The sequence below is a fragment of the Pseudomonas sp. G3-19 genome (assembly GCF_054855875.1).
In genome coordinates this window covers 1,313,320-1,330,643 of record NZ_JBMPIQ010000003.1, presented here as the reverse complement: position 1 = coordinate 1,330,643, position 17,324 = coordinate 1,313,320, and the positions used below count along the sequence as shown (strand labels likewise).

At 59.4% G+C, this 17,324-nt stretch carries 18 protein-coding genes; 4 read left to right on the top strand and 14 right to left on the bottom strand.

The window, feature by feature from the left end:
- Window positions 1-241 precede the first annotated feature (241 nt).
- The 3 genes from nhaB to ACOYXI_RS06035 form a co-directional block, all read right to left on the bottom strand.
- Entirely contained in the window at window positions 242-1,744 is a 1,503-nt protein-coding gene (gene nhaB, locus ACOYXI_RS06045; RefSeq protein WP_461674533.1) for a sodium/proton antiporter NhaB, read from the bottom strand.
- A gap of 67 nt (window positions 1,745-1,811) precedes the next feature.
- Entirely contained in the window at window positions 1,812-3,101 is a 1,290-nt protein-coding gene (locus ACOYXI_RS06040; protein WP_461674532.1) for a hypothetical protein, read from the bottom strand.
- A gap of 278 nt (window positions 3,102-3,379) precedes the next feature.
- Window positions 3,380-3,646 carry a hypothetical protein gene (locus tag ACOYXI_RS06035; RefSeq protein ID WP_003225374.1) on the bottom strand — a complete coding sequence of 89 codons (267 nt, stop codon included), beginning with the start codon at window positions 3,644-3,646 and terminating at the stop codon, window positions 3,380-3,382.
- Between the two features lie 346 nt (window positions 3,647-3,992).
- Between ACOYXI_RS06035 and ACOYXI_RS06030 the strand changes: the two genes are divergently transcribed.
- Complete coding sequence (locus tag ACOYXI_RS06030; RefSeq protein ID WP_098964146.1) at window positions 3,993-5,318, top strand: sigma-54 dependent transcriptional regulator; 1,326 nt, start codon at window positions 3,993-3,995, stop codon at window positions 5,316-5,318.
- A gap of 86 nt (window positions 5,319-5,404) precedes the next feature.
- On the opposite strand, the gene ACOYXI_RS06025 is transcribed toward ACOYXI_RS06030, so the two are convergent.
- From ACOYXI_RS06025 to ACOYXI_RS05985, 9 genes are all read right to left on the bottom strand, one after another.
- A complete protein-coding gene (locus ACOYXI_RS06025; RefSeq protein ID WP_098964145.1) occupies window positions 5,405-6,727 on the bottom strand; it encodes a hypothetical protein in 1,323 nt (440 codons plus the stop codon).
- 45 nt (window positions 6,728-6,772) lie between these two features.
- Window positions 6,773-7,519, bottom strand: a complete 747-nt coding sequence (locus tag ACOYXI_RS06020; RefSeq protein ID WP_027612700.1) for a hypothetical protein — start codon at window positions 7,517-7,519, stop codon at window positions 6,773-6,775.
- 44 nt (window positions 7,520-7,563) lie between these two features.
- Entirely contained in the window at window positions 7,564-8,244 is a 681-nt protein-coding gene (locus ACOYXI_RS06015) for a C39 family peptidase (RefSeq protein ID WP_134786490.1), read from the bottom strand.
- A gap of 63 nt (window positions 8,245-8,307) precedes the next feature.
- Window positions 8,308-9,306: a heme utilization protein gene (locus tag ACOYXI_RS06010; RefSeq protein WP_098964144.1), complete on the bottom strand. Its 999-nt coding sequence runs from the start codon at window positions 9,304-9,306 to the stop codon at window positions 8,308-8,310.
- 73 nt (window positions 9,307-9,379) lie between these two features.
- Window positions 9,380-9,952: an adhesin gene (locus ACOYXI_RS06005; protein ID WP_098964143.1), complete on the bottom strand. Its 573-nt coding sequence runs from the start codon at window positions 9,950-9,952 to the stop codon at window positions 9,380-9,382.
- A gap of 1 nt (window position 9,953) precedes the next feature.
- Window positions 9,954-10,403, bottom strand: coding sequence for a hypothetical protein (locus ACOYXI_RS06000; RefSeq protein ID WP_098964142.1), 450 nt, complete (start codon window positions 10,401-10,403; stop codon window positions 9,954-9,956).
- Window positions 10,404-10,738: 335 nt separating this feature from the next.
- A complete protein-coding gene (locus tag ACOYXI_RS05995; protein ID WP_098964141.1) occupies window positions 10,739-11,263 on the bottom strand; it encodes an AAA family ATPase in 525 nt (174 codons plus the stop codon).
- Complete coding sequence (pnuC, locus tag ACOYXI_RS05990) at window positions 11,260-11,823, bottom strand: nicotinamide riboside transporter PnuC (RefSeq protein ID WP_098964140.1); 564 nt, start codon at window positions 11,821-11,823, stop codon at window positions 11,260-11,262. The genes ACOYXI_RS05995 and pnuC overlap by 4 nt, the downstream gene beginning before the upstream one ends.
- A gap of 150 nt (window positions 11,824-11,973) precedes the next feature.
- A complete protein-coding gene (locus ACOYXI_RS05985; RefSeq protein WP_282413677.1) occupies window positions 11,974-13,608 on the bottom strand; it encodes a methyl-accepting chemotaxis protein in 1,635 nt (544 codons plus the stop codon).
- A gap of 295 nt (window positions 13,609-13,903) precedes the next feature.
- On the opposite strand from ACOYXI_RS05985, the gene ACOYXI_RS05980 reads away from it, so the two are divergent.
- Together ACOYXI_RS05980 and ACOYXI_RS05975 are read left to right on the top strand one after the other, a co-directional pair.
- A complete protein-coding gene (locus tag ACOYXI_RS05980) occupies window positions 13,904-14,734 on the top strand; it encodes an undecaprenyl-diphosphate phosphatase (protein WP_098964138.1) in 831 nt (276 codons plus the stop codon).
- Window positions 14,731-15,159, top strand: coding sequence for a DUF1294 domain-containing protein (locus ACOYXI_RS05975; RefSeq protein WP_139053897.1), 429 nt, complete (start codon window positions 14,731-14,733; stop codon window positions 15,157-15,159). The genes ACOYXI_RS05980 and ACOYXI_RS05975 overlap by 4 nt, the downstream gene beginning before the upstream one ends.
- A gap of 145 nt (window positions 15,160-15,304) precedes the next feature.
- On the opposite strand, the gene ACOYXI_RS05970 is transcribed toward ACOYXI_RS05975, so the two are convergent.
- Window positions 15,305-15,664, bottom strand: coding sequence for an MmcQ/YjbR family DNA-binding protein (locus tag ACOYXI_RS05970; protein ID WP_027612709.1), 360 nt, complete (start codon window positions 15,662-15,664; stop codon window positions 15,305-15,307).
- Window positions 15,661-16,569 carry a LysR substrate-binding domain-containing protein gene (locus tag ACOYXI_RS05965; protein ID WP_007964611.1) on the bottom strand — a complete coding sequence of 303 codons (909 nt, stop codon included), beginning with the start codon at window positions 16,567-16,569 and terminating at the stop codon, window positions 15,661-15,663. The genes ACOYXI_RS05970 and ACOYXI_RS05965 overlap by 4 nt, the downstream gene beginning before the upstream one ends.
- A 125-nt stretch (window positions 16,570-16,694) precedes the next feature.
- On the opposite strand from ACOYXI_RS05965, the gene ACOYXI_RS05960 reads away from it, so the two are divergent.
- A complete protein-coding gene (locus tag ACOYXI_RS05960) occupies window positions 16,695-17,306 on the top strand; it encodes an FMN-dependent NADH-azoreductase (RefSeq protein ID WP_027612710.1) in 612 nt (203 codons plus the stop codon).
- Window positions 17,307-17,324: the final 18 nt, after the last annotated feature.

Below are 17,324 nucleotides of genomic sequence, written 5' to 3'. Positions count from 1 at the left end.
GCGAGCAAGCCCGCTCCCACAGTTTTAATCGCGTGTAGTCAGAGCCATTGGCTGAGCGCCTGCCAATGTGGGAGTGAGTCTGCTCATACCGGTTGATCGAGAGTTGCCAGCGCCATTGGCTCACCGCCCTGACAATGTGGGAGCGAGCTTGCTCGCGAATGCGGTGCATCAGTCAACACATCAAGTGCCTGACACTCAGCATTCGCGAGCAAGCCCGTTCCCACAGTTTTATCGCGTGTTGTCAGAGCCAGTAACTTACCGCATACCAGCCCAGCAACCCCATCACCACGGTGTACGGCAGCGCCATCCACACCATCCGCCCGTACGACAGGCGCACCAGCGGTGCAATCGCCGAGGTCAGCAGGAACAGGAATGCCGCTTGACCGTTCGGCGTCGCCACGCTTGGCAGGTTGGTGCCAGTGTTGATCGCGATCGCCAGGGTCTCGAAATGCTCGCGGCTCATGTGCCCGGACAGGAAAGCCTGTTTCACTTCGGTGATGTAGATCGTGGCGACGAACACGTTATCGCTGATCGCCGAGAGCAGGCCGTTGGCGATGAACAGCATGCCCGGCTGTTGTTCCGCCGGCAGCGCCAGCACCCACTGGATCAACGGGGCGAACAGTTGCTGATCGTGAATCACCGCGACCACGGCAAAGAACACCACCAGCAATGCGGTGAACGGCATGGCGTCCATGAACGCGCTGCCCAGACGATGCTCGTCGGTGATGCCGGTGAACGCGGTGATCAGCACGATCACCATCAGGCCGATCAGCCCGACCTCCGCGACGTGAAACGCCAGGCAGCCAATCAGGATCAATGCGGCAGCGCCTTGCACCAGCAGGGCGGCACGCTGACGCGGGGTGCGTTCGGCGTTGTCTTCGGCGGCGTAATTGGCCAGCACGGCGCGGACGTTGTCCGGCAGCAGGGTGCCGTAGCCAAACCAGCGCAGTTTTTCCAGCAGCACGCACGTCACCAGACCCGCCGCCAGCACCGGCAACGAAACCGGCGCGACTTTCTGGAAGAACTCTGCGAAGTGCCAGCCCATTTCATGACCGATCAGCAGATTCTGCGGCTCACCCACCAGGGTGCAGACCCCACCGAGTGCGGTGCCGACCGCGCCGTGCATCAGCAGGCTGCGCAGGAATGCGCGGAATTGCTCCAGGTCTTCATGGTGCAGGGCCGGCAGATGGCGGTCGTCGCTGAATTCGCTGTCCTGACGCGGATCATTGCCCGAGGCCACGCGGTGGTAGACCGAATAGAAGCCGACCGCCGCGCTGATGATCACCGCGGTTACGGTCAAGGCATCGAGAAACGCCGACAAAAAAGCTGAGAGAAAGCAGAACATCAGCGCCAGCAGCGCCTTGGAGCGCACGCCCAGCAGCAACCGTGAGAACAGAAACAGCAGCAGATCCTTCATGAAGTAGATGCCCGCGACCATGAACATCAGCAGCAGGATCACCGGGAAGTTGTGCACCAGTTCATCGTACAGGGCCTGTGGTGAGGTCATCTTCAGCAGCAGGGCTTCGATCAGCAACAAGCCACCGGGCATCAATGGATAGCACTTGAGGGCCATGGCCAGGGTGAAAATGAATTCGATCACCAGCAGCCAGCCGGCGGCGACCGGGCCGACAGTGAACAGCACCACGGCGTTGAGGATCAGGAACCCTACGATGCACGCCTTGTACCAGCGGGGCGAGTGCCCGAGAAAATTATGCGCGAACGCCTGGGCCAGTGAACCGGACATCGGTTGCTCCTTGTATTAAGAAGCGCGCAAGTTGCCGCATGTGTCTGGCAAGTTCAAGTCCGGGAAGTTATTGATTCAGATAGCGCGCGACCATGGCGCGGTAGTTGCCGTCGAGCGAGTAGCCGCCGACAAGAATTTTCCGGTCTGGCTGGATCGCGAGAGAATTGGCGGTATCCAGGCTGCGGCCCAGGCGCGTGCGCAACCAGCCGTGGCCGTTGCCGAAGCTTCGGTCGAGATGGCCGTCAGCTTTATAGCGAGCAACGATGAAGTCGGCCTCGACGCCGCCGATCGTTGCACCCACCGCCATGATCCGACCATCCGCCATGCGTTGCGCGGCGCTCCACTGACAACCACTGGGGCCGATTTCCAGCAGATGCGGCTGGCCAGTGTCGTTGCGCCAGTCCGGGCGGCCGTTAGGATGCAGGCTCAGCGCCAGGCAGCGGATCGGATCGCGACTGCTGCCAAAACAGTGCAGATGTTCCTTTGACTCGATGACCTGACAGACCATCGCGCTTTTGCCGTTGGCTTTGAAAGCCAGGAAGCCATCCACCGCGAAGCGCTCATCAAGACGCCCGTCAGGCAGGTAGCGCGCCACCAGCCCCTCCTGGGGAAAATCAATTGAGCCGGCGACAAGGATCCGCCCGTCCTTCTGCAATACAAGGCTGCTGAGCCACGTGTTGAGCAGCAAATGTCGAATCATCACGAAACCGCGCCCATTGAAGCTTGCATCGAGCGTCCCGTCTGGCGTCAGGCGGATCAGCATTCCGGCATGGTCGGCGAGTTCGAAGTGGTGATTGGCGATCAGCAGAATATGCCCGTCGTCCTGCACGGCGATGTCACAGGCTTCAGCACCCGGTACGCCGGGAGGCAGCCAGCAGTCACGGGAACCGATGGACAGGTCGCCGGGCAGGCGCACTACTTTGCGACCATTTTCACCAAAGCTCGGGTCGGGGATACCCTCGGTGCTGAACAGGGCAAGGGCGGGCAGGGTGCGATGGGCGTTTTGATAATGCAGCCCGGCCAGCAGGATTCGTCCGTCGGGCAATACCTGGACCTTGCCACCGGTGGCCTCAAAACCGCGTTCGAACTCGCCAATCACGCTGCCATGCTGGCCGAAAGCGAGGTCGGCCGAACCGTCCGCAAGTAGGCGTGCCAGACCGAAACGACTGCCTTGAGCAGTGCCGACCTTGGCGGCGACCAGCACGCGCCCCTGTCGATCCAGTGCGACACCCTGAGTCATGCTGGAAACACTGCCGGCGAAATACACTTGGGCGACGCCAGTGTTGGCAAATTGTTTGTCGAGTTGCCCGGAACTGTTGAGTAGTGCCGGGCGCGCAAAGGCGTTCTCGGGTGACATGCATGCCTCTCCTTGCAAGTTGACCAGGCCCGAATGGGCGGTAACTGCATGAGCGGAACATTCAATCCCTGAATACACGCAAGTTCAACTGACAGAACTAACAGGTGGAGGGTCGCACTGTGCCATAACAGTGTCTTTTTGAACCAAACGAAAGCCTGCCAAGCAGTGGCGCCTGGCAGGTTGAAGAAAGTTGTACAGAAGTATTGAAGATAAACAGCAGCGGATAACTAACAAAGAACAGAGCGGATGACGTGAAAGTCATCCGCATCAGCCTCTGATCAATGTGGCATCGACCACGATTGCAGCAGGTAACCTTCTTTGCTCAATTCAGCGCGGGCCTGTTGCAACAGCAGTTCCAGTTGCGCCGGATCGGAGTAGGCGCTGCTTGGAATCTGCTGGCGACCGATGTGCGAGTTGGTACGATCGATGACGGTCAGGTTCAGTTCGCCATTGCCGTCTTGTGGGGCCCAGGCCACGCACTGAAAGGGTTTGAACGCGTGGTTGGCAATCAAAAGAGCTTCGTTGATACGGAGCGGGGCGGTCATTGGGGTCTTCTCTCTGTCGTGCCCAATCAAGTGATGTGCCGTCGGTTGGGCTTACCGTTCGGCTGGTTACTTGTACTGATGCACGCAACCCCGTGGCAGGTCACACACGAAACAAAGAAATTTCAACTTAATTGCTCGGGCTCAACATTCCGAACGTTTTTGAAAGCCTGGTGAAAGATAGCAACTCGATAGCTGACTAATAAACTTGCTTCTTATAACTCGTTAGCTTGTACACCTATAAGCAATCGATACAAGGCCCTGTCAATTTCTTGCTAATGTTACAGTCGGGTCTGCCAAATGACTGTTTTTACAATAATTTCCCTAAATTTGGCGCCAAGGAACAGTCATGATCGAAGCGCCAGCGTTACGACGTTTATTGGTAGTCGACCCTTGTGACGACTGCCATCGCCTGTTACCCGGATTGCGCGCGGTGGGCTGGGATGTCGACAGTTGTACCCTGGAAAATGCCGCCGATCGGACATGCGATGTCGGGCTGCTGCGACTGCAACCTTTTCACCTTGAACGTCCCGAAGCGGTCAAGGAACTGATCAGCCGCAGCGGCACCGAGTGGATCGCGGTGTTGAACCAGGAAGTCCTGCGGTTGCAGAACGTCGGTGACTTCGTCTGCGAATGGTTTTTCGATTTTCATACCTTGCCGTTCGATGTCTCGCGGGTCCAGGTGACCCTGGGGCGCGCATTCGGCATGGCACGTCTGCGCGGACAAGGCACGATTCACGTCGACCAGCCGGAACATGAGCTGCTTGGCGACAGCAAGCCGATCCGCGAGCTGCGCAAGTTATTGAGCAAACTGGCGCCGACCGAATCCCCGGTACTGATCCGCGGTGAAAGCGGCACCGGTAAAGAACTGGTGGCGCGCACACTGCACCGCCAGTCCCAGCGCCACAGCAAGCCGTTTGTGGCGATCAATTGCGGGGCGATTCCCGAACACTTGATTCAATCCGAACTGTTCGGCCACGAAAAAGGCGCCTTTACTGGGGCGCATCAGCGCAAGGTCGGGCGCATCGAGGCCGCGAATGGTGGCACGCTGTTTCTCGACGAAATCGGCGATCTGCCGCTGGAATTGCAGGCCAATCTGCTGCGTTTTCTGCAGGAGAAACACATCGAGCGCGTGGGTGGCAGTCAGCCGATCCCGGTGGATGTTCGCGTGCTGGCGGCCACCCACGTCGACCTCGAGGCGGCAATCGAGAAAAAGCGTTTTCGCGAGGACCTGTATTACCGCCTCAATGTGCTGCAAGTGGTGACCGCGCCATTGCGCGAGCGCCACGGTGATCTGTCGATGCTGGCCAACCATTTCTCGCATTTCTACAGCCACGAAACCGGCCGCCGCCCGCGCAGCTTCAGTGAGGATGCGTTGATTGCCATGGGCAAGCACGACTGGCCAGGCAACGTTCGAGAACTGGCCAACCGAGTGCGACGGGGTCTGGTTCTGGCGGAAGGCCGACAGATCGAAGCCCGGGATCTGGGATTGCTCAGCCAGCACACGATTTCGACGCCAATGGGTACGCTGGAAGACTACAAGACGCGCGCCGAACGCCAGGCGCTGTGCGATGTATTGAACCGCCACAGTGACAACCTAAGTGTGGCGGCGAAAGTGCTGGGCGTGTCGCGGCCGACGTTTTATCGCCTGCTGCACAAGCATCAGATTCGCTAGAGACCAAAGCCCAAAAGATCGCAGCCTGCGGCAGCTCTTACAGGGATTAACCCTGTAGGAGATGCCGCAGGCTGCGGTCTTTTGCTTTAGAAGTAGTACGGGAATTTCAGGCTGAAGGAAAAGTCGGGGGCATCCGGGGTCATGCCGATCGACAGATTGGGCACGATAGTCAGGTTGTCCGTGGCGGCAATGGTCATGCCGACGTTGAAGTAGCCTGCGTTGGCGTCACTTGAGACCACCGATTGCCAATCCCCTCCATCGGGTTTGAGTTTGCTCCTGCGTTGCACCAGATCAGACATCGAAAACGACATACTCATCTTTTCGTTCAGTGCAAACGCAATACCGGCGCCGATCTGGAAGCTGTCGCCAATGCTGACCTTGCCCGGGGTTTTCTGGTTGACGGTCGAGCTGATGTCGTCGAACGACTCCTCCAGGTTGTGGGTGTAGGACAAGCTGCCGAACAGCACTGCCGGGTCGAACGTCTTGACCAGCGAAACCCCGGGTGTGATCGACCAGACACCGTTACCGGTTGGCAGCGTGTCAGGCACGAACAGGTTGGAGTTGGCGTCGGTCTGGCGCAGTTTGATGCCGAACGGATCCTTGCCGGTTGGCGCCTTGACCCGCAGGGTGACCACGGCGTCCGGCGTGTTGACCGACTCGTCGAGGAACTTGTAGGCAATACCGAAGTTGACGTCGCCGATGGTCGGATCGCGCGAAACATCCTGTTCCGTCGTGACGTTGGACGCACCACCGTTGCCGCCACCGGACTGGTAGGTCGATTCGCGGTAAACCACCGGCACGTTCACGTCGAACTGCCAACGGTTGTCGAAGTTGTAGCGCCCGGTCAGGTCCAGCGTCCAGGTGTCGGCCTTGATCCGGTCGAGGTTGATGTTGCCCAGAAAGATCGAGTCCAGCGCGAGGAAGCCGTTTAGGATCAGCTGCCGGGTGTCGTAACGCGAATAGGTCACGCCGGTTTCAAAGCTGAATTTACCGCCGCCGAAGAAGCCGCTGGCCTCGTCGTAGAGGTTGGACACACTCTGGGCCGGTTGCGAATCGTCGGCCAGCGACTGGCCGTAAGAAGCGCCGCTGCCCCCGGCGGCGCCCCCCGATGCTGCTGCCGCGCCAACTCCGGGAGCCCCGGTACCGGTCGCGACTTTTGGATTGCCTTTCATGTCAGACGGCGACTTGGCCAGCCGTTTGGGTTGCGGGGCTGCCGGTTGATCTTCGACCTGACGGACCCGTTGTTCGAGCACCGCCAGGGCCTTTTGTTGCACTTCGTATCGTTGCTTCAGCTCCAGAAGTTCCTGTTTCAGGGTCTCCACATCTGCGTCGGGTGCTGCTTGCAGCATCGCCGCGGGTAGAAGAGTACTCAGACATACAGCGGCACGCAGTGATACTGATCGATACATGAATAAGCCGTCCCTTTAAGCCCAATGATCGAGACTCAGCGTAGTTCAATATCCGATATTGCGTAGTGCCCTGAGTTGAGTCAGGTTGCAGTCCAGTGCGCCGGGGCTGATGCCGTTATTGTTAAGCACAACATTGAGTTGGGTCATGTTGTTGACCACGTTGGCGCTGCCGAGCAGGCGGGTGTTCTGCAGCAGGCCACCCTGGGCCACTTGTTGCAGGGCGGTGCCCTGATTGCCCGAGGCCTGAATGGCCATTTGCACGCCACTGTTGGTGGCCGAAACGGCGACACTGCCAGCGGCATTGCTGGCCCCGATAGTCTGCCCGGCCATCAGGGCCTGGCCTTGTGCGGGTGCCAGCGGAGGAGGGGTGTTGGCTTCTTTTACATTGATGGCCACATTGTTGCTGGCGGTGTTGCCGTCGCCGGCGGCGCGTACGCTTTGGGTCACGCCCTGGCTGCTGTTGAGTGCCGCGCCACCAATGACATTGCCAGTGCCCGGCGTCGGGGTGCTGCCGTTGCCCTGTTCCTTGATGGTCGAGACATAGAATTCCGGTTTGATCGTGGCGGCCTGGATTTGCATCGACGTCGCAGCGCCGATCAGATCACCGCTGGCGTTGCGCCAGGTACTGCTCATGACAATGCCGAAGCTGATGATCCGCCCCGGCATGACGTAACGACCACGAAGCTGGGACAGCTCCTGATCCTGAACTTCGATGGGTTTGAATCCTGCATTGGCATAGCCTGACGCGCTCGCTGCCAGGCAGGCGGCGGCCAGCCAGTATGAGGTTTTCATCTGCTGCTCCCGGGACATCCAGCCCCATTCTTTATAATCGGCGATTAAAAGAAGTCGCTCTGTATGAACCCGAAGTCCATCAATTCGGCATCTCTGACAGGGTTGAAGTTATCCAGCTTGTTCTTCGCGGTCAGCGGGGTCGGCGGCATGCGCAATGCATTGGTTTTGTCATAACCGGGGCCGACGATGGCGAAGACGATGCCGTTCCAACCTTTGACAAAGTCATCATGGGCGTAGCGTTTGTGGCCTAAGACGGGATCTCCGATATAAACCCAATCCTTGTCCGAACGCTGCAGCACCACGAAATGCTTGTAGCCGCGAATTTCCATCAGTACCACCACCGGGATTGTTACGTCGTCGAGTTTTTCCGGTGGAATCTTGTAGCCCCTGGCGCGCATGCCGATGCTTTCTATGTAGCGTTTCATGTCCAGCATGGAGAAACCTTGGGTACGAACAAGGTCCTGGTCAGCGTTGACCAGCATGCCTTTGATGATGTGCTCTTCATCGACGTCGAGCCAATAAGCCTGGCGCAGTACCGTGGCCAGTGCGGCGGCGCCGCAGCTGAAATCGGTTTTTTGTTCGACGATGTCGGCAAACTTGCGTTCACGAATGCTTTGCACGTTCTTGTAGATGAGTACGCCGCCAGGCAGGGCAGCGACGGGCATCTGGGCAGCCTGGGTCAGGCCGGACAGGCAAAGCAGGGCGATAAAGGCAGTCTTACGCATGATCGATACGCCTTTGCGGACTGAGGAAAAGCCCCGTTTCCGGGGCTTTCGTTTCGATCGCGATTACATGCAGGCTTTGCAACCTGCAGCGATGGACAGCGAGTTGCTTTGTTGGTTGCCAACACCGGCAGCGTTGTTGAAGCCACCGTTACCCGACCAGTTGTTGCCTACGTTGGTCATGCTGGCGTTGTTGGTAACTGGGTTTTTCCAGCCGTCTGGGGTCAGCACTTGTTGCGTGGTTACACCAGCAAGACCGAAGGCACCCACAGCTTCGAAGGTGGCTTTCTGATCTTTGCTGCCGCCATTGCCGCCATGGCCTTTGTCGTCGTTGCCATAACCGCCACCGCCGTGGCTGTCACCTTTGATGGTAGCTTCGCCCACGGCGCCGAATACGCCGACGGCGGCGACAGTGCCAGTGAGGGTGTCTTTTTTGTAGGTCTGAGTGCCGTTGTTGCCGACTTGCAGACCGGTAGTGCTTTGGTTGGCAGCAGCAGCGGCTTGCGCTACACGACCACCGGACACAGCGATTGCCAGGTTGTTTTTCTGTTGGTTGAAGTTGCCGGCAGCGTTGTTCACGCCAATGTTACCCGAGCCACTGTTGCCGACGTTGTTCATGCCGGCGTTGTTGGTGCTGGAGTAGTTGCCAACGGTGTTGTTGCTGTTGACTTGAGTGGCGCTGGAAGCGGACACCGCAGAGCCGAAGATGAAGCTTTCGTCAGCGGTGGCCAGAGCCGCGGCGTTGTCTTGCTGGTTGCCGTCACCGGCCACGTTGTTGGCCCCGATGTTGCCGTTGGCGCCGTTAAGCGAGCCACTGATGCCGGCGTTGTTCTGGGTGCCCTGGTTCAGGACGGTGTTACCGCCGTTGTTTTGCACGTCGAGCACTGCAGCACCGGCACCTGCGCCGATTTGCAGCAGTTCTTCCAGGGTAGGGCCTTTTGGTGGAGGAGGGTTGTGACCGTGACCACCGTTGTTACCATGATCATTGCCGCCTGCTTGAGCCGCCATTGCCATTACTGCTGCAAGTGCGAAAACCAGTGGTTTGAGAGCCATTGTAGTTTTCATGGTGTTTCTCCATCGTGCTTATTAGTTGGTTAAGTGTTGGTACTTTCTAATTGCACTGCTTTTGTTGTTTGGGTCAGTCAGCGACCCGGATGCTCAGGGTGTTAGCCATACGGTTCCCCACCCCGGCACTCTGGTTCACCTGAATCACCCCTCGGCTGCCGGTGAAGGCCTGATCACTTGTCGTGACCTGGCGACTGCCGGGTGAGGTGCCAGTTGCTCCTGAGCTCGGTAAAAGCGCCACGTTCTGTTGCGACAGGGCGCTGTCGTCAACGCTTTGCGGGGCAGCACTGATGCTGACGCGCGTCACGTTGGCCATCTGGTTGTTGGCACCGGCGCCCTGGTTCACGCCCAGGATCCCGTTGCCATTACTGAAAGAGGTGCCGCCAATGGTGGCGCTGGCGTTCATCGACGGGTTGGCAGGGGTATCCAGCTTTTGCCTGACGATGGTGGTGGCACTGGCATTGGTGCCAATGGCGATCGCTTTGGTGTTGGTCTGTTGCATCTGGTCGCCGGCGGCCTGGTTGACATTGAAGTTGCCGCGGTACTGCACACCGGTATCCTGGATGTCTGCGTTGTTCACGGAACTCGGATCGGCCATGACGCTGGCACAGCTGAAGAGGGCAAGCAGCAGAAGGGAACGATTCATCTCATTGACCTCCAGCCATGCGAGTCAGCGGCGCCAGACCGGTGCTCAGCGAGCGATTGATCGTGTTGGAGATCGTGCCGCCACCGCCGCCGCCGTGACCGGCACTCATGCCAGGCAGGCCGTTGGGGTTGGTCAGCACGTTCATGCCGGGCATGTCCGAGTTCGGCGTGATCATGTTGCTGCGGATCGAAGCGCCGCTGGCGACACTGGCAAAATCGCCGTCACTGAGTTCGGTGCTGGTCATCGCTTGATGGATTCGATCGGAAGGGTTGGCGTTGACCGTGGTTGGATACGGGTCTTTGCCACCGCTGCGCCCGATTGCAATAGGCTGGACGTCGCGGTTGAGAACGATCACGCCATTGCCTTCGGCCTGAACGTTGAAACTGATGAATGTGCTGGCGGCTGATCCAATCAGCAGAAGGCAGGTCAGGCCTTTATTGATATTCCCCACGGCGGCAATTCCTTCTTCAGTGGGCTGGCTCTTGTCAGCGTTGGGAAGGAGAGAGCGAAAGCTGTGCCGCTTTTGAGTTGTCTATTGTTTTCAACGGGTTGGCGCTGCGGCACGCAATCTTGATACATAACCTGTTTCAGCGCTGAAACAGTCATGTCGACAGCGGCGGGGGCATGGGCGGTGCAAAGCTCTGGAACAAGGGTTTGCCGGGGACTGTTTCACTGGCGTAACAGATGCCCTTGCAGAATGATGAAGGCCATTTAAACGGCTGCTTTGCGCGGAGTCGGGTGTTTCAAGAATGGACACTTGGGCTCCGAAAGGAGCTGTTTGCCAGGTCAATCAGCCATTAAACGCGCCACGGCTTCGAAAGCCTGAGACCGCCGCTCATCCCAATCGCCCTGAATGATCTGCAGCGGTTGCCGTTGTTGTTCCAGCCAGTCGCGGGTGGCCTGAAAGAACGCCATGCGTTCGCTGAGTTGCGGCTGGCAGCGTTGGCCGTCGTCGGTCCAGTCGATCTGCTCCGGCGACAACAGCAGATGCAGGTCGTAATGCCGGGCCAGCAGCTCGGGTTCCAGCCACGCCGGGCAGTCGCCAAACAGGGTCTGGCTCCAGAGGATGTTGCTCAGCAAATGGGTATCGAGAATCAGCAATTGCGGTTGCTGCGCCCGCGCCTGATCTTCCCATTGCAGCTGCCCACGGGCGATGTTGGGGATGTCGTTGAGGCAGGTATCGCGTGGATTCTGCTCGATGAACCAGCGCACGTATTCGTCCACCCGCAGGCCGCCGAAGCGAGCCTGAAGGCCAGCGGCCAGCCAGCTCTTGCCGGTGGATTCCGGGCCGGTGAGGACAACCACCTTCATCGCTGCAACGCCGGATCGGCGCGCCATTCGCGCCAGCCTTGCACAGCAATCAGGGTGAACAGGGCATACAGCGCGGCGGTGAGGTACAGACCCTTGTACAGGAACAGACCGACGAAAATCACATCCAGCACGAACCACAGCGCCCAGCATTGCAGGCGTTTCTGCGCCATCCACAATTGCGCAACCAGGCTGAACGCCGTCAGCGCGGCATCGAGCCACGGCTGCGCCGCGTCGGTCCAGTGCGCCATGGCCGCACCCAGCAGCAGGCTGCCGAGGGCGCCTACGCTCAGGCCGAGCAGTATCGAGCGCTGATCCAGGCGCGTGACTTCACGGCCGTCATGCATCGTCCCGGCGCGGGTCCACTGCCACCAGCCGTAGACTTGCAGCGCGGCGTAAATCACTTGCAGCAACATGTCCGAGTACAGCTTCACGTCATAGAAAATCCAGCTGTACAGCAACACCATGACCAGGCCGATCGGCCAGCACCACGGATTCTGTTTGACCGTCAGCCAGACGGCGATCACACCGAGGGCGGCGGCAAACAGTTCAAGCCCGGACATGGGGGTTCCTTAGGGGAGTTGAGGAGGGAGCGGATTGTACCCAAAAACCTGTAGGAGTGAGCCTGCTCGCGATGGCGGTGGGTCAGCCGCTCTGTGGTTGACTGATACGACGCTATCGCGAGCAGGCTCACTCCTACAGGGGGAGCGGGGTCAGACGCGGAACTGGCGCAGAAGCTGGTTCAGCTGTTCACTCAACTGCCCAAGCTTGACGCTCGCCGCACTCGACTGCTCCGCCGCCAGCGCCGTACTGTGCGACAGACCGGCGGCCTGCGTGACGTTCTGGTTGATGTCCTCGACCACATGCGCCTGTTGCAGTGTGGCGCTGGCAATCGAGGCATTCAGGCCGTTGAGATTGCGCAGGGCCTGGCCGATCGCGTTAAGGCTGGCACCGGCGAGGCCGGCCTGTTCGATGGTCAGTTGCGAGGCCTTGCTGCTGTCGCCAATGACTTTCACCGCCGCTTCGGAATGATTCTGCAGGCGTTCGATCATGCTCTGGATTTCCGCCGTCGACTTTTGCGTGCGCTGCGCCAGCAACCGCACTTCATCGGCCACCACCGCAAAGCCCCGGCCCTGTTCCCCGGCGCGGGCCGCTTCGATGGCCGCGTTGAGCGCCAGCAGGTTGGTTTGCTCGGCAATCGAGCGGATCACCTCCAGCACACTGCCGATCTGCGTACTTTCGGCCGCCAGGGTGCGAATCACTTCGACCGCTTGGTCAATGGTTCCGGACAACTTGTCGATCTGTTGCAGACTGCCGTCGATGTTGATCTGGCCCTGCTGCGCCTGAGCTTCGGCATCGCGCATTTCAGCGGCAGCATGTTCGGCGTTCTTCGCCACATCCTGCACGCCGTAGGTCACTTCGTTGATTGCGGTCGCCACCAGTTCCATCTGCTGCGATTGCTGTTGGCTGCGCTGCTGGGCCTGAGTCGCATCGTTGCCCAGTTCACTGGACGACTGACCCAGCGCACTGGCCGAAACCTGCAGGTCACCGATGACCCGGCGCAACTTGGCGGTGAAGGCGTTGAAGTGATGCGCCAGTTGCGTGACTTCGTCCTGACCGTGGGTGTCGAGGCTGCGGGTCAGGTCGCTCTCGCCGCTGGCGATGTTGGCCATGGCGTTCACGGTTTCCTGCAACGGACGGACGATGCTGCGGGCAATCAAAATCACCAGCAGGGCCATGATCACGGCGATCACCAAACCAATCACCGAAGCCTTGATCAACTGCCCCCGGAACTCGCTCTGCACATCATCGACGTAAACGCCCGAACCGAGCACCCAGCCCCACGGCTCGAACAATTTTACATAGGAGGTTTTCGCCACCGGTTCGCTGGCACCGGGCTTGGGCCAGCGGTAATCGACCATGCCCGCGCCTTTGCTTTTGGCGATCGCGACCATCTCGTTGAACACCGCGAAACCGTCTGGGTCGCGGATCGCCGAAAGGTTCTGGCCTTCGAGTTTGGGGTTGGTCGGGTGCATGACCATCACGGGGGTGAGGTCGTTGATCCAAAAGTAATCGCTCTGGTCGTAGCGCAGGCCACGAATGGCGGTCAGCGCTTGCTTCTGTGCGGCTTCGCGGGTCAGGGTGCCAGCGGTTTCCAGGTCGTGGTAATAGGTCAGCAGGCCGCTGGCGGTCTGCACCACATGCTGGGTTTTCTGCGCCTTGGCGTGGTACAGGTCATCGTGGATCTGCTTGAGCATCAACACGCCCAAGGTCAACAACATGACCACCGCCACAATCAAAATGAGCCACAAGCGTCGGCTGATCGACACACTGCGCAAGCTGTTCATAACGCTGTCACTCCGATTTCTTTTTCTTGTAATAAATCAACGCCAGCATCCAACCACGTTTGCGTGGTCAGGCATACGCGACCCAAGTCGTATAACGCCGCAGCACTATTAAGGCTTGTCTGTTAGGATTTCGGCCCCGCGCGTGAAAACCTGAATCCGAATTGATATTTCACGGAATTTTGACCGTTTCGTGTGGATCCTGTGCGCGCGGAATCGGTACAGCTACGCTGAACGCAGTGAACGTTAGAAAAATATTATCGGGGCATGCCCGCGTGCATCGCTCTTTGGGGGATTGATGGATCTTTGGACCGCCTTGCAGGCACTGATTCTTGGAGTTGTAGAGGGGCTGACGGAGTTTTTGCCCATTTCCAGTACCGGACACCAGATCATTGTTGCCGACCTGCTCGAGTTCGGCGGCGAACGGGCCATGGCGTTCAACATCATTATTCAGCTCGGCGCGATCCTTGCGGTGGTCTGGGAGTTTCGCCGCAAGATTCTCGACGTGGTGATCGGCTTGCCGACCCAGCCGAGTGCACGGCGTTTTACTGCCAACCTGCTGATCGCGTTTCTGCCGGCGGTGGTGCTGGGGGTGATTTTTGCCGACCTGATTCACCAATACCTGTTCAATCCGATCACCGTCGCGACCGCGCTGGTGGTGGGCGGTGTGATCATGCTGTGGGCCGAGCGTCGGCAACATGAAGTGCACGCCGAAACCGTGGACGAGATCACCTGGAAGGACGCGCTGAAAGTCGGTTTCGCGCAGTGTCTGGCGATGATCCCCGGTACCTCGCGTTCGGGCTCGACGATCATCGGCGGCCTGCTGTTTGGCCTGTCGCGCAAGACTGCGACCGAGTTCTCGTTCTTCCTGGCGATGCCAACCATGGTCGGTGCGGCGGTGTACTCCGGTTACAAGTATCGCCATCTGTTTGTGCCGGCGGACTTCCCGGTGTTCGCCATTGGTTTCATCACCGCGTTCATCTTCGCCATGATCGCCGTGCGCGGTCTGCTCAAGTTCATCGCCAGCCACAGTTACGCGGCATTCGCCTGGTACCGGATTGTATTCGGTCTGGTGATTCTGGCGACCTGGCAGTTCGGCTGGGTGGATTGGTCGGCGGCGAAACCATGAGTGATTCCCGCGCGCGCCGCCCGGATGGACGACCGTCCGGTAGCGGCATTCAGCATCTGAAACTGAAACTGGCGGTGCTGTTGATCGTGTGCGCGCTGCCGCTGTTCGGCTCGCTGTCGATGTGGCTGCGCGGCATCTCGCTGGTGCCGTTGACCGCTTATGGCGTGGTCAGCGTGCTGGCGTTTTTCATGTACTGGGCAGACAAGCGCAAGGCCCGCGCCGATGCGTGGCGCACACCGGAGAACATCCTGCATGCGCTGGAACTGGCCGGCGGCTGGCCCGGCGCGCTGATCGCCCAACAGGTATTCCGGCACAAGACGCGCAAGGTGTCGTTTCAGATTCTGTTCTGGGTGATTGTGGCGCTGCATCAGGTGTTCTGGATCGATCAGTTGTTTCTCGGTTCGAACCTGCTTTCACATATTTAAGCTTCACACATGACCCATGTGGGAGCGGGCTTGCTCCGGGCGGCGTTCCGACGAAAGCGGTGTGCCAATGGACGAATATGTTGTCTGACACACCGCTTTCGCGAGCAAGCCCGCTCCCACCAAAATCAAAATCAAAATCAAAAAGCTAGAGCAACAATCCGATTTGGGTTTTTTTGGGCAATTTGCCTACCACCAATTGATGCGAACGCGTCAGTAATCCCTGCAGCTCCTCGGCACCCAGCGGGTAGGGCGGGTGCATGATGATCCACTGCGCCCGCGCCAGATAAGGCGCAGGGTGAATACCCGGGCGGTCGCAATGGCCGAGAAACAGATCCTTGTCGACCTTGAATGCCAGTGAATCCCCGCGCAGCCCTTGCAGGGCAAACATCTTGTTGCCGGCAATCGAGAACACCCGCACGCCGCCCCATTTGTAATCCTCCCGCGCACCCGGCAAGGCCAGGCAGAAGGCGGCGACATCCGCTTCGTTCATTTTTCCCTTGTTCATAACAACCGCTCCCCACACGCATTGAACGATTCGACCAGATGATCGATCCATGCCCGCACCGCCGGCATCACCCCGCGTCGATGCGGATACACCGCCTGCAACCAGCCGCCGGGCAACGACCACTCGGGCAACAGTTGCACCAGCGCGCCGCTCTCAAGGTCGGCTTCGCAATACATCATCGGCAGCAGGGTAAAACCCTGGCCGGCGAGCACACAGGCCTTGCGCACGATGAAGTCATCGATGCCCAACCGCGCCTCCATGTTCAGTTCGACGCTGTTGCCTTGCTCATCCAGCAAGCGCACATGCACCATGCGATCGGCCTCCAGCGCGCCGAGCACCGGCAGGTTCTTCAAGTCCTGCGGATGAGTGATGGTTTTGCCCTCGACAAAAGCCGGGCTGGCCACCACGACCATTTGTGCCTGGCGCAGACGCCGGGTGACCAGCAACGGATCTTCATCGCCCAACTCGCGTACACGCAGGGCCACGTCGAAGCCTTCAGCGACCAGATCCACCCGGCGATTGAGCAGCACCACCTCCAGTTGCACCTGAGGGAATTTGCCGAGGAATTCGCTGATCACCCACGGCAACATTTCCCGCGCCAGACCGGTAGGACAGGATACGCGCAGGCGGCCACGTGGCTCGCTGGACATGCTGGCGACCGCTTCGTCGGCCATCTCCGCTTCCAGCAACATCGCCTGACAGTGGCGCAAGTAGCGCTCGCCAACCGCGGTCAGGTTCAACTGGCGCGTGGTGCGTTGCAGCAGACGGGCGCCGAGGCGCTCTTCGAGTTCGGCGATGCGTCGTGACAGGCGGGACTTGGGAATGCCCAGCAAACGCCCGGCCGCCGCGAAGCCACCGGCCTCGACCACCTTGGCGAAATAGTAGAGATCATTGAGATCCTGCATGAAAAGTCCACCGTTCTATCAGTGGGACGAACTATCGCATTGTCGGCGGCTAATCAGCTATTGGTTTCTTCCGTAGGATTGTCTCCATTCCGTCGCCGCCGGCGATTCTTTACAGGAGATTCCACATGAAACTGCTGCACATCGATTCGAGCATTCTGGGCGACAACTCCGCTTCCCGTCAGTTGAGCAGCCAAGTCGTCAAAGCCTGGCAAGCCGCCGAGCCAACCGCCGTGGTCACCTACCGCGACCTGGCCGCCGACGCTATCAGTCACTTCTCGTCGACCACCCTGGTGGCTGCCGGTACCACTGCTGAGCTGCGCGACGCCGCACAACAGCACGAAGCCGAACTGAGCGCCTCGACCCTGGCCGAATTCATCGCTGCCGACGCCATCGTCATTGCCGCGCCGATGTACAACTTCACCGTGCCGACCCAGCTCAAGGCCTGGATCGACCGCGTCGCCGTTGCCGGCCAGACTTTCCGCTACACCGAAGCCGGCCCTGAAGGCCTGTGCGGTGGCAAGAAAGTGGTGATCGTCTCCACCTCCGGCGGCATCCATGCCGGTCAGGCGAGCGGCATCGCTCACGAGGAATATCTGAAGCTGGTATTGGGCTTCCTCGGCATCACCGACATCGAAATCGTCCGTGCCGAAGGTCTGGCCTACGGTGATGAAGTGCGCAACAACGCGATGAGCGCTGCTCAGGCGAAGATCAGCGAGCAGTTGTTCGCCGCCGCGTAAGCATTGCGTTAAGACCAG